Source organism: Halanaerobium sp. (assembly GCF_003070835.1).
Genome location: NZ_QBLR01000096.1, coordinates 1 through 12,472 on the forward strand (window position 1 = coordinate 1; position 12,472 = coordinate 12,472).

Here is a 12,472-nt window from a genome sequence, read left to right on the forward strand (position 1 = left end):
GGCCTGACTCCCGGAATAATCAAACTCAGCTGCCTGCCCAATAATAATCGGTCCTGAACCAATAACCATTACTTTATTAATATCTTTTCTTTTAGGCATCTTATCCTCCTTAGATTTTTTGAAATATATTTGGGAATATTTTCTAAGTACCCGGTACCATCAGCGCATCAATTCAACAAATTGATCAAATAGATAGTGAGAGTCTTCTGGTCCCGGTGAAGCTTCTGGATGATACTGAACAGAAAAAGCTGGATATTTCTGATGTCTAAAGCCTTCAACTGTCTGATCGTTTACATTGATATGAGTCAATTCCAAATCCAGCTCAGCCAGCGATTCTTCTTTAATGGCAAAACCATGATTTTGTGAAGTAATATAAACTCGATTTGTACTCAGGTCTTTAACCGGATGGTTGGCACCTCGATGGCCAAATTTAAGTTTGTAGGTTTCTGCACCACAGGCTCTACCCAAAAGCTGATGTCCGAGGCAGATTCCAAAGATTGGAACTTCTCCTAATAGTTCAGCAATTGTTTCTGCTACATAGTCGGCAGCTTCCGGGTCACCGGGGCCATTTGAAACCATTACACCATCAGGACTATAATCTAATATTTTCTTAACTGAAGTGCTGGCCGGTACCATGATTACCTCACAATTCCTCGCAAGCAGTGAATTTTTAATATTATCTTTGGCTCCACAGTCAACTAAAACTACTCGATATTTGTTCCCTGCCCCATATTTTTCGACTTCTTTGCGGCTGACCTGAGATACTAAATCTCTACCGGAAAGCCCGGGTGCCTTTTTTGCTTTCTCTATCAATTCTTTATCACTTGAATTGTCAGTAGTTATAATACCGCGCATTGTTCCCTCTCGCCGCAAAATTTTAGTCAGGGCTCTGGTATCTATACCATTAATTGCTGTAATTCCATTTTCTTTTAAATATCTTTCCAGTTTCTTCTTTAAACGCCAGTTTTCTGGTTCTTCAGCAAACTCTTTAACGATAAATCCATTGACATGAGATTTAAATGACTCAAAGTCATCTTCATTAATGCCATAATTTCCTATTAAAGGATAGGTCATACAGACAATTTCTCCCTTATAAGAGGGATCAGTAAGAATCTCCTGGTAACCAGTCATGCTGGTATTGAAAACTATTTCGCCTGCACTTTCTTTTTCCGCACCAAAAAGTTCACCTGTAAAAATACTCCCTTCTTCTAGAACAAGTTTTGCTTTTTTCATTTAACTACCTCCACTTTTTGTTTGCTAAAAACATTAGCTTAATTCCAACAGTATAATTTACTACTTTACTACTTTAAGTTGTTTTTTAAGTAATTTACTAAAGTTTATTGATAAAAATAAAACCTTCTCCCCAGAAAGTATGGTTTGAAGGTTAAAATTGACATAGTAAGGCTAAATTTCTGGAGTCATCCCAGAATTTCTCAACTTACATTTCTACCTTTGCCAGCCTCTCTGGACTGATTTAAAAGGATAAGCTATTTTGTTATTATTGTGATTTAGTTTAACATTAAATTTAAAAACTGTCAACAAATATCCATGGATACATTAAATTTTCCTGGCCTTATATTTAGTATGCAGCAGCCTATGAGCTTTTTCACTGCCTGGCTTTTCTAAATAATTGTCGTAAAGCTTTTTAATATAGGGATTTTCATGAGATTTGCGCAGCTTTTTCTCCTTATCTATTCTATAAATTGCCTGCTGTCTCTTTTCTAATACATTATCAGCACAGGAAATTGGCTGACCTCCTCCACCCATACAGCCACCAGGACAGGCCATAAATTCTACAAAATCAAATTCTTCGCCCTCTTTAATCATTTCCATTACTCTGCGTGCATTACCAAGACCATGAGCAACTGCGGCTTTTAATTTCAGTTCTCCAATCTCTACTTCAGCTTTTTTTATTCCCTCTAACCCCCTTACACTATCAAAATCTATATTTTCTAACTCCTGCCCCGTAATTAATTCAGTTGCTGTTCTAAGAGCTGCCTCCATAACTCCACCTGTAGTACCGAAAATATCTGCTGCTCCGGAGGAAACTCCCAGCAGTTCATCATACTCACTTTCTTCCAGGTTAAGAAAATCAATTCCAGCTGATTTGATCATTGCAGCCAGTTCTCTGGTTGTCAAAACATAATCCACATCTCCAGCCATCTCGTCTCTTTTAGCTTCAAATTTTTTAGCTGTACAGGGCATTACTGAAACAACAACAATGTCTTCCGGATCTATTCCAGCTTCTTTAGCATAATAAGTTTTTGCTAAAGCTCCAAACATCTGCTGCGGTGATTTAGCAGATGAAAGATTATCTAAATATTCAGGGTAGAAATGCTCGATAAATTTAATCCACCCCGGACTGCAGGAGGTAAACAAAGGCAGTTTACCACCACTATTTATTCTTTCAATTAACTCTGTTCCCTCCTCCATAATAGTTAAATCAGCAGTAAAATTAGTATCGAAAACTGCATCAAAACCTAGTCTTTTCAAAGCTGTGACCAGCTGGCCGGTAGAAATATCTCCCGCCTGATTGGAAAAAGGTTCCGAAATTGCTACCCTAACTGCCGGAGCTGTCTGTACCACTACATGTTTTGTCTGATCACTTAGAATGTCTAAAACAATATCTTTCTGATAAAGCTCATGTAAGGCACCTGTAGGACAGGAAAGTATACACTGACCACAGTTAGTACATTCTACATTACCCATTCCTCTATTTTTAAAAGTTGTAACAACTGTTTCCGGGCCCCTATTTGCTGTAGTGAAAATTCCTATTCCCTGAACTTCTTCACATTTTCTTATACAGCGGTTACAGCTGATACATTTTTCAGGTTCTCTAATAATTGAATAGCTAGAATTATCAATACCTTCTCCTCTTTTAATTGGATCCAGCCTCATCTTAGATACTCCAATATCTTCAGCAATATTTTTTAGTTCACAATTATTGGCCCGACTGCAGGTTAAACAATTAAGCTGACAGTCAATATTATGAGTCGCAATTATTAATTCAAATAAATTTTTTCTCAAGTTCCTTACTTTTTTAGAATGAGTCTTAATTTCCATACCAGCCTGAATATCAGTTGCACAGGCAGGCTTAAGCAGCTCTTCTCCCTCAATCTCAACTACACATAATCTGCAGCCACCATAAATTGAAAGCCCTTCTTCATAACAGAGGGTTGGTATATTTATCTTAGCTTTCTTTGCTGCATCTAAAATACTCATCTTTTCTTTTAGCTCCATCTCAATTCCATCAATTACTGCCTTAAGCATAAATCTTACCTCCAATCTTTAACTCTTGTCCATAGTTTTCGATAACTGAGCTAATAAAGTTAAGTGAGGACTGACCCAAGCCACAGCGGGCTGCCAGCCTGATTGTATTACCAATATCGGAAATCAATTCGGCATCGATTTTCTGCCCACTATTTTTAAATTCTTTTAATATTTTATTGATCTGCCTATTCCCTTCACGACAGGGAAAACAGGTACCACAGGTTTCATCCATATAAAATCTAGACACATTTAACATCAAATCTAAGAGATCATGTTTTTTACTGACTGCAATTACTGCACCTGAGCCAAGACTGCTCCCCCTCTTTTCAAAAGCCTGATAACTATAGGGAAAGTCTAAATCTTTTGCTGTAATTAGGGCGGTTGAAATCCCACCAGGTATAACAAACTTTAAATTTTCTCCCGCTTTAATACCTCCGGCTAAATCATAAATAATTTCCTGGAGAGTAATTTTCCCAAATTCAACCTCATACAAACCAGGTTTATTTAGATCTCCACTTAAACACAGCAGTTTTGTGCCGCGGCTGCCTTCAATTCCTAGATTTGCAAATTCTTCAGAATCAGGATTTAAGACTTCTGCAGCACAGCATAAACTTTCTACATTATTGACAACTGTTGGCTGACTAAACAGGCCTTCCTGAATTGGATAAGGCGGTTTGATCCGGGAGCGTCCTCTTTTTCCCTCAATAGAATTCAATAATGAAGTTTCATCACCACATACATAGGCCCCAGCTCCCCTGACCAGCTTTATCTCTAATTTGAAATTACTATCAAATATCTTACTATCTAAAATTTTGTTTTTCCTGGCAGCTGCAATTATTTCAGTAAAGACTTCAATTGCTCTTGTATATTCACCCCGGATATAGATATAGGCCTTATCTGCACCGATAGCAAAAGCTGCAAGCATAATTCCTTCTAAAACTTTAAGCGGTCTCTCTTCTAATAAATATCTATCTTTAAAAGTACCCGGCTCACCCTCATCTGCATTACAGACAAGAAATTTTTCTTCTCCTTCAACCTCAGAAGCCAACTGCCATTTGAGTCCTGTCGGAAAAGCTGCACCACCCCGGCCCTTAAGTTCAGAATCTTTGATTTTTTGAATAGTCTCTTTCCGTCCCATTCGAAGAGCATTTTTTATTGATTTAAAATCATAATCCAGGATATTGAGTAATTTATCTCCTTTAAGATATAATTTTTCAGAAACCATAATCTCTCTCCTTTCAGAGATGCTTATTTTGAACACTTATCCAAACAAAATATTTAAATTAGATACAGCCACCTAAAATTTCAAGAGCCTTATTTCCATCTATTTTTGTGTAAATTTTATTATTCACCATCATTACAGGTCCTTCTCCACAGTGGCCCAGGCATTCAACGACTTCAAGTGTAAACTTTTTATCTTTTGTGGTCTGATGACTTTCCAAATTTAGATATGATTTTACTGCTTTCAAAACAGATTCTGACTGATTAAGATGGCAGGATATGCTGTCACAAATTCTAATTATATATTTTCCCGTTGGTTCAGTATAAAACATTGAGTAAAATGAAATAACACCATAGATATTTGCTCTCGGCAGCTGATACTTTTCTGCCAGTTCTTTAATTACAGTTTCTGGAATATAACCATAGGTACTTTGAACTTCGTGTAACTTTTCTAATAAACTGTCCTGATAAAATAATGATCTGGCTTTAGACACAGGAAACCAACTCCTTTTGTGATAATTTTAACTAATTTGGCTATATTTTTGTGAATTTTCAGTCTTTTGAGGGCGAGAAAACCTTATATTTATCCTAAGTTAATAATATCACACCTCGACTATTTTAATCAAATGTTAATAACTAGAGTAAATATAAAAATATTGAATTTATACTAAGTTCTTGATATAAAAAAGTCAGGAAATTTATCCTGACTCTTATTCAAGCTAATATTTATCATTCAGCTCCAGTAAATTCAGAAGTATCTATGATCTTTTCCATCAAAAGACCAATTATAAAGATTGAAATAAGTGTAAATATAAACCGCAGAATTGAAAATTTAAGACCTACAAATTGAATTTCTACTCCCAGTTGAGGTACTTTTAGTGAAGCCCAAACCCCTAAAAAAATTATCACATTGGAGAGACTTGCTTTTTTTCGCAGAAGTTCTGCAGCAATTGGAAAAGCGACATACATTGGTCCTGTTGGTAGTGTTCCTAAAAATACTGCTAAAAATTTACCCTGAAATGAGGAATTATGCCCCAGATATTTCTCTACCATTGACGTTGGTACCCAGCGATCAGCGAGCCCCATGATTACTAAAACAGCTGGAAAAACAAAAATCATCTCTTTTAAATAGCGGGACGACATCGAAATAGCTGCGGGAAAGCGATCTGGAAATATATATCTAAAAGCTGCCAGTACTATTCCCCAGAAAATTATAGTCTTAATTGTCTTTTTAATATTTTGATTAAATTTTTGTTGTTTTTTTTCAGCCGCCATTTTTTCCTGTTTATTTTTTTGTTTTGATTCTCTAAATTATTTGCTGCTGCCATTAAATAAACACCCCAATCATAAAAGCAATTATCACTGCAAAAATTAAAGCCAGTCCATTCCGATAAATTGTTATCTTTTTACCTAATTCTTTTAATTCAACTGGTATTGTCACAAAACCAACCATCGTTAAAGTAGTAATAAAAGCTGCTACCGGTGTATAAGATGCCCCTGCATCAATTAAAGAGCCTGCTAAAGGTAAGGCTATCAGACTTGGAATCATCATAACTGCTCCAAATAATGCTGCTCCCCCAACCTGTATCAAAGAAAAATCTCCTCCTAAAAATTCTTTAATTAACTCCGGCGGTAAAAATGAAAAAATAATACCAATTACTGCAACCAAAGAAATAAGCTGAGGAGCCAGGCCTAATCCTTTTGAAACTGCAATTTTTAACGCCTGTTTTGATTTTTCTTTATCTTTAATCAATGAAAATAGAACTAAAACTAAAGCAGATATATTAATCACTGCTGCTATCATAATTTAACCTCCTGCTGACACCTATTAACAATATTTTATCTTATAAAATTATTATAATCAAATGTTCAAAAACAGTCAGTGAGGCAAATCACAAATCTGCAACTTTATTTTTTAAATTTAATTAAGTATTAGGATTACCACTCAACCAGTGTCTACCCGCAGTTTTAATAGCTGCAGCGCCCAGAGGTGCTGTTACCACAATCGATAATACAGCCAGTGCTAAAATTAATTCTCCAGAAGCTACTCCAGCAGCCAGCGGAATTGCACCAATTGCCGCCTGAACTGTTGCTTTTGGTGTATAGGCAAGCACACAAAAACCCCGCTCTTTTAAATTAAGTTCTGTCCCCATCAGAGAAATTAAAACACCGACCGATCTGGCAGTAAGACCAACTGCAATGATGATTAAACCTAAAAGTCCTGATTCAAATGCAAGCTGAATATTAACTTCAGCTCCTATTAAAACAAATAACATTAGTTCTGCAAAAACCCAGATTTTATTGAATTTAGAAGAAAGTCTTTTCCCTAAAACTGAATAACGCTCCTGAATCACAAACCCAATTACCATTATTCCAAGCAGAGTAGCAATCGGAATAATTCCTTCTAAAAAATGTTCCAGGGAGTTCATTAAAATACCAAAACTTAAAATCAAAAGTGCTTTTTTAGTATCACGAATATGATATTTTTTAAAAATATAGATTAAAAATAAGGCGATTACTGTGCCCAAAATTATTCCTAAAAATATGGCTAAAGGTACATTTAATATCTGTCTATAAATATTAATCTGCTGCCCGCCATAAATACTTAAAAAGGCTGAAAATATAGTAATTGCAACTACATCATCAACCGAAGCACCTGTCAAAACAAGTGTTGGAACTCCTTTGGCTGCCCCCTTCCCCTGTTCGATTAAGGACAACATCTGAGGAACCACTACTGCTGGTGAAACTGCAGCAATGATAAAAGCCAGAATTCCTGCTTCAATGAACTCGAAATTGAGCAGATAAACAGCAGCTATTATTACTGCTGCACCTTCCATTAAACCAGGAATGAAACTCAACTTAACTGCAGGTACTCCTACTTTTTTTAGTGTTTCTTTTTCTATCCCCAGACCAGCTCTAATCAAAATCACTATTAAGGCAATCATCCTCAAATCTGAAGAAATATTTAAGATATCCTGACTGATTAAATCAAAACCATAAGGCCCCAGTAAAATACCAATTAAAAGCATTCCCAGTAAAGCAGGAAGTTTTAAGCGATCAAAAAATCTCCCAAATAATAAAGCAAATAGAATAATTAATGCTAAACTTAAAGCCAAAGTAATCTCTCCTTGATTGTGAATTTTTTCTCCTGTACCAGGTACAAAACGGCCGTTTTGTACCTGGTACCAACGAATAAGAAATAAAAAAAGGCTCCCATCCAGATAGGGAAATCCCTAACTAGATAGGAGCCATCAACTGTCATCATCTAACAGTGGTTAAAGGGGGTGCTCCATCCCCTTAATTCATTTCATTTACAAAAATTTTATGTAGTTCTACATTTAGATCAAAGCCAAGCTCTCTTAAACTATGATCAAATGCTTTTAAAGTTCGATAAAGTTTGTCTTCATAACAATTTTCTCCCATATGACCAATCCGAATTAATTTATCTTCGAATTCTCCCAGTGAAGCTGCAATCATTACATTATGACTTTCTGTCATCAGCTGATTTAATTCCTGATAGCTTATCCCCTCAGGTATTTCTATCGCTGTTACTGTGTCAGAATAACCATTTTCTGCATATAAACTTAGATTGGATTCTTTTATAGCACTTCTTACTGCACCGGCAATTTTACTGTGGCGCTGAAAAACTTCTTTATCTGCCAGCCATTTATTTAAAGCAGCATCCAGAGCATAAATATCACTAATTGCCTGAGTATAGGGGAAATATTTTTCCTCATACCAGTTCTGCCAGAGTTGAAGATTGGTATAATAACCTCTAACAGCTGTTTCACGATTATTAACTGCTTCCCAGGCTGCATCACTAACGCTCATAAATGTAAGTCCTGGTGGTACCGATAAACATTTTTGAGAACCACCAAGTATAATATCAATCCCCCATTCATCAACTTCAATAGGTACACCACCAATTGCAGAAACAGAATCTACAACTGATAAAATATTATTTTTATTTAATAAATTAGTAATTTCTTCTGCATTATTTATTACCCCAGTAGGAGTTTCACAGTGAACAAAGGTAGCAAATTTAAAATCATTTTCTTCTGCCAACTTTGCTTCTAATTTATCTATATCAATCTCTTGCTTATATGGGAATTCCCACCTTGTAACATCTGCACCATAAAGATCAGCAAAATCTGCAAAACCTCTGCCAAAGATTCCATTATCCAGGACCAGAACCCTATCCCCTGGTTCAATTAAAGAAGCACAGGCAGATTCAAGACCTAAAATTCCCTCCCCACTCATAATAATCACATCATTTTTTGTCTTCAATACCTGCTGCAGTTTTGAGCTGACATCAAGGTAAAAATCAAAAAATTCAGGATCAAGATCTGGGTTGGTAATTTTGCGGCTCATTGCCCGTCTAACCTCTTCGCTGACCTCAGTTGGGCCGGGTGTCATTATTAATAAATCACTCACAAAAATCACTCCCACAATTTTACGGTCTAATATAGATTTTATAACTTTTTATAGGAGATTGTCAAGCTAATTGTTGAAAGAGACTGCACTTAATTTTGTGATTTAAAGTGATTATCGTTAAATAAACAGTACAGCCTCTTTTTTTGAACTATTAATTAATTTTTAGGATTTCAGTAGAATAACCTTCTAATTTTAGTCTTAACTCTTCTGAATCAGATTGATGTTCTTTTCCAGACAGTAAATCTATAGCCCGCACTTCATTTTTAAGCTTTAAATTTATCTCTTTAGCTGTTTGGGATGTATTTAAAACTGTATATATTTTACCATTTTCATCTTCTCGTTTTACAATCACGACTTTTGGTTCACTATCTACAGCTTCAAATTGGACTCCTGCTGTTCGTAAAACCTTATTTTCTTTTCGTATTTTGGCTAATTTGCTGTAATATTGATATAGCTCCTGATCAGGACTATTTCCATTTGGTCTTTCTTCCCAGAGCATTGTACGGCGTGTATCCGGGTCTGAAGCGCCACTTAAGCCAACTTCAGTTCCGTAATAGACCATTGGAGCCCCTGGATAGGTAAACTGGAGAGCTGCAGCCATTTTAAGCTTTTCTTTATTACCCCCAGAGCTGTATAAAAATCTTTCCGTATCATGACTGTCAATTAAATTCTGAAGACTGAAAACAGCCTGAGTTGGATAATCTAAATTTGGTTCATTAATTCTATTAATAAAATCCTGAGCATCTATTCTTTCTTCAGCGATAAATGCAAGGACTGCCTCTCTAAAGCGGTAATTCATAACAGCATCAAATTCATCACCCTGCAGATACTGAGCAGCATTATTCCAAATTTCACCTGTTATATAGGCAGCTGGATTTATTTCTTTAACAAAATTTCTCCACTCCTGCCAGAATTCCGGGTGTCTGGCTTTAACGTCATTTGCAACATCAAGCCTCCAGCCGTCAATTCCATCACTGGGATCTCCATCACCATTAGGATCCATCCATTTTTCTGTAATTTTATAAATATAATCTTTTACTTCGGGATTATCTAAATTCAGAACCGGATGATTTCCATAGCCTGCCCAGCCTTGATAATTTGGCTCTATGTTTTCAGTGCGCTGCTCATATAATGTGGTCACTGGATAATCTTCAATATAAAACCAGTCACTATATTCTGAGTCTTTTCCGTTTTCTACCACATCCTCAAAGGCAAAAAACTCAAAACCACTGTGGTTAAAAACTGCATCCAGTACAATTTTAATTCCATTTTGATGTGCGTTTTTTATAAACTTCTCAAAATAAGCTTCAGAAGCTTCAAAATCTCCCTTTACTGCCAGATTATCATCTATTTTTCCATAATCAGCTGTATTGTAGCGGTGATTTGCAGTTGCTTCGAAAACTGGATTAAAATAAATTGCATTAATGCCGAGCTCTTTTAAATAATTAAATTTCTGCTCAACTCCCTGCAGGTCACCACCATAGAAAACATGCCAGCCTGATTTAGGGTGAATTGATGGATCTAAATCAGTAAAATTATCTGGGTTAAGCTGATGACTCTCACTCTCTTTAATTCCCTGATACCATTCTGGAACTATATTTTTATATCTTTGTTCGTTGCTTTTATAGGTTTCAATTAATTCTGGATCATTAGCTGGATTTCCATTATAAAATCTATCAGGGAAAATTTGATAAAAAACAGCATCCTGCACCCATTTTGGAGTTTTAAAGCTCTCTACTTCAGAAGGATCATAGAAAAAATATTTTAAGTTATTAAACCCGCTGCCATTTTGATGATAAAGCAGCTCGGAATCAGCATCTTTAATTAAAAAAGTATACTCCAGAGCTTCATCCAAATTGTTGAGCGAAACTGTCCAGTAATCAATTTTATTATCTGCACTGTAATGACTCATCTGTTTTTGGTTTCTCTCAGTACCAATTTTGGTCATTAAAGCTACAGTTTCTACATCATTTTTTCTGGTTTCCAGCCTGATCTCAACTTTATCCTCATTAAATTTATTTAAATACACTCTATTTTCGGGATTATGTAAAACAAATTCTTTATTAATCTCACCATCACCGACCTGAGCTTCTTCTAAGTCTTTTTCACCAATATTAATGATTGAGTTTTTTCCTCCGTGTCCATCAGCTGTTGTCAGCTCATTAGTTGGATCATGAAACCAGTGTTCACCATTGATGACAAATTTGTACTGATGCTCACCCGGGCGCAGATTATATTCTAAAATATAATTACCATCTGCATCCGGCCCTTTCATCTTTTCAGCAGCTGGCTGCCAGTCATTAAATGAACCAGCAAGATATACTGCATTCACTTCCCCCTCAAAATCAACTTCTTCTGGATTAAAAGAAAATTTAACCTGTTCTGCCAGTACAGTTGTTGAAAAACTAAGCAGAAGCATCAGAATAATAGCTAAAATTAAATTTTTAAATAAATACTTTCTAAATTTTTTATTCATCTTGGCCCTCCTTGTTTCAATGCGCAAACGATTGCACAAAATTAAAAAAATAATATCATAAAAATTTTGAATACTGTTATTATTTTATATAATCAGCGGTCAAAAGTCAAGAAATTCCAAATAATCAAATTAACAGATCGGGTTAAATCACTTTTTAATCTTAAATTCCATTAAAAATAAAGGCAGCAAAAAAGCACTCAGCATAATCACTGCCAGTGCGATTGCCTGTGAAAGGTTGGTCTGGCTTAAACTATAAATTGCAGTAGTTAAAGTTTGAGTTTTTCCACTCATATTACCTGCAAAAATAATTGTTGCCCCAAATTCTCCGGCTGCTCTTAAGATTGAAATAATTAAGGCAGTAGTAAACCCCCGCCGGCTTAGAGGTAAATATACTTTAAATAATAGATCATTTTCTGCTGCCCCCTCCACCATAGCCGCTTCTATAAGATTCTTATTGATTTCAACAAAGGAATTTTTTAAAGTATGAATAAATAAAGGCAGCATCACAAAGCTTTGAACAATAACTAAGGAACCAAAAGTGAAAGCCAGATTTCCAGTTAAATATGACAAAACCCCTCGATTCCCAAAGGTTAAAAGCAAGGCCAGCCCTGTAATGCTGGGAGGAAGAAGAAGCGGAAGACTAATCAAAATATTTATCATTTTATTAACATATCCATTTTTTCGGCTGCTCAAATAGCTAAAAGGAACACCTAAAATAATCGTCAGTAGAGCAGAAATACTAAGTGAAAAAAAAGTGATTTTAAAAGCAGATAAAACATTCATATTCTTAAATATATTTAGGATATCCACAGCTGAGCTTTCTATAAATAATGAAAGTATTATAAGAAATATAAAGGAAATGTTTAAAGCTGAAAGTATATAAATTGATAACTGAACTGGAAATGACGAATCTGCAGACTTTGAAAAAAAGGCTGCTGGTAGCAGAGCAGATTGTTGATATTTTTCACTTTTACTTTTTTGCTTCAAAACTGAATTATCATTCATATTTTTTCACTCGCTTAAAATTATATTTTAAAAATATTTGTTGTGCTGAACTACTGAGAATATAAT

General features: G+C 35.4%; 10 protein-coding genes and 1 riboswitch. All 10 genes read right to left on the reverse strand.

All coding sequences use genetic code 11. From position 1 onward, the window contains the following. Window positions 1–159 precede the first annotated feature (159 nt). The 10 genes from carA to CI949_RS10785 all read right to left on the reverse strand — a co-directional run bounded on the left by carA (window position 160) and on the right by CI949_RS10785 (window position 12,406). Window positions 160–1,233, reverse strand: coding sequence for a glutamine-hydrolyzing carbamoyl-phosphate synthase small subunit (carA, locus tag CI949_RS10740; RefSeq protein ID WP_290766240.1), 1,074 nt, complete (start codon window positions 1,231–1,233; stop codon window positions 160–162). Window positions 1,234–1,557: 324 nt separating this feature from the next. Further along, window positions 1,558–3,270, reverse strand: a complete 1,713-nt coding sequence (locus CI949_RS10745) for an NADH-dependent [FeFe] hydrogenase, group A6 (RefSeq protein ID WP_290766243.1) — start codon at window positions 3,268–3,270, stop codon at window positions 1,558–1,560. Further along, on the reverse strand, window positions 3,263–4,495 hold the full coding sequence (locus CI949_RS10750; protein WP_108141482.1) for an NADH-quinone oxidoreductase subunit F: 1,233 nt from the start codon (window positions 4,493–4,495) through the stop codon (window positions 3,263–3,265). Before CI949_RS10750 ends, CI949_RS10745 begins: the two co-directional genes overlap by 8 nt. A gap of 58 nt (window positions 4,496–4,553) precedes the next feature. Further along, window positions 4,554–4,985 (reverse strand): NADH-quinone oxidoreductase subunit NuoE, encoded by a 432-nt coding sequence (gene nuoE, locus CI949_RS10755; RefSeq protein ID WP_290766248.1) that lies wholly within the window; start codon window positions 4,983–4,985, stop codon window positions 4,554–4,556. 235 nt (window positions 4,986–5,220) lie between these two features. After that, the gene (locus CI949_RS10760) at window positions 5,221–5,766 is read right to left on the reverse strand and encodes a permease (protein ID WP_290766251.1); all 546 of its coding nucleotides are present in this window, start codon (window positions 5,764–5,766) and stop codon (window positions 5,221–5,223) included. A gap of 52 nt (window positions 5,767–5,818) precedes the next feature. After that, complete coding sequence (locus tag CI949_RS10765; RefSeq protein ID WP_290766255.1) at window positions 5,819–6,295, reverse strand: permease; 477 nt, start codon at window positions 6,293–6,295, stop codon at window positions 5,819–5,821. 121 nt (window positions 6,296–6,416) lie between these two features. Then, window positions 6,417–7,607: a cation:proton antiporter gene (locus tag CI949_RS10770; RefSeq protein WP_290766260.1), complete on the reverse strand. Its 1,191-nt coding sequence runs from the start codon at window positions 7,605–7,607 to the stop codon at window positions 6,417–6,419. A gap of 119 nt (window positions 7,608–7,726) precedes the next feature. Beyond that, window positions 7,727–7,797, reverse strand: a riboswitch (Fluoride riboswitch). After that, window positions 7,789–8,925 carry an alanine--glyoxylate aminotransferase family protein gene (locus CI949_RS10775; protein WP_133530855.1) on the reverse strand — a complete coding sequence of 379 codons (1,137 nt, stop codon included), beginning with the start codon at window positions 8,923–8,925 and terminating at the stop codon, window positions 7,789–7,791. Its footprint overlaps the riboswitch before it by 9 nt. 151 nt (window positions 8,926–9,076) lie before the next feature. Beyond that, a complete protein-coding gene (locus CI949_RS10780; protein WP_290766267.1) occupies window positions 9,077–11,401 on the reverse strand; it encodes an alpha amylase N-terminal ig-like domain-containing protein in 2,325 nt (774 codons plus the stop codon). 147 nt (window positions 11,402–11,548) lie between these two features. Further along, complete coding sequence (locus tag CI949_RS10785; RefSeq protein ID WP_290766270.1) at window positions 11,549–12,406, reverse strand: molybdenum ABC transporter permease; 858 nt, start codon at window positions 12,404–12,406, stop codon at window positions 11,549–11,551. Between the last annotated feature and the right edge of the window lie 66 nt (window positions 12,407–12,472).

Excerpts from the sequence above, each read along its gene's own strand:
- carA (WP_290766240.1), bottom strand. The coding sequence starts at position 1,233 with ATGAAAAAAGCAAAACTTGTTCTAGAAGAAGGGAGTATTTTTACAGGT.
- CI949_RS10745 (WP_290766243.1), bottom strand. The coding sequence starts at position 3,270 with ATGCTTAAGGCAGTAATTGATGGAATTGAGATGGAGCTAAAAGAAAAG.
- CI949_RS10750 (WP_108141482.1), bottom strand. The coding sequence starts at position 4,495 with ATGGTTTCTGAAAAATTATATCTTAAAGGAGATAAATTACTCAATATC.
- CI949_RS10760 (WP_290766251.1), bottom strand. The coding sequence starts at position 5,766 with ATGGCGGCTGAAAAAAAACAACAAAAATTTAATCAAAATATTAAAAAG.
- CI949_RS10765 (WP_290766255.1), bottom strand. The coding sequence starts at position 6,295 with ATGATAGCAGCAGTGATTAATATATCTGCTTTAGTTTTAGTTCTATTT.
- CI949_RS10780 (WP_290766267.1), bottom strand. The coding sequence starts at position 11,401 with ATGAATAAAAAATTTAGAAAGTATTTATTTAAAAATTTAATTTTAGCT.
- CI949_RS10785 (WP_290766270.1), bottom strand. The coding sequence starts at position 12,406 with ATGAATGATAATTCAGTTTTGAAGCAAAAAAGTAAAAGTGAAAAATAT.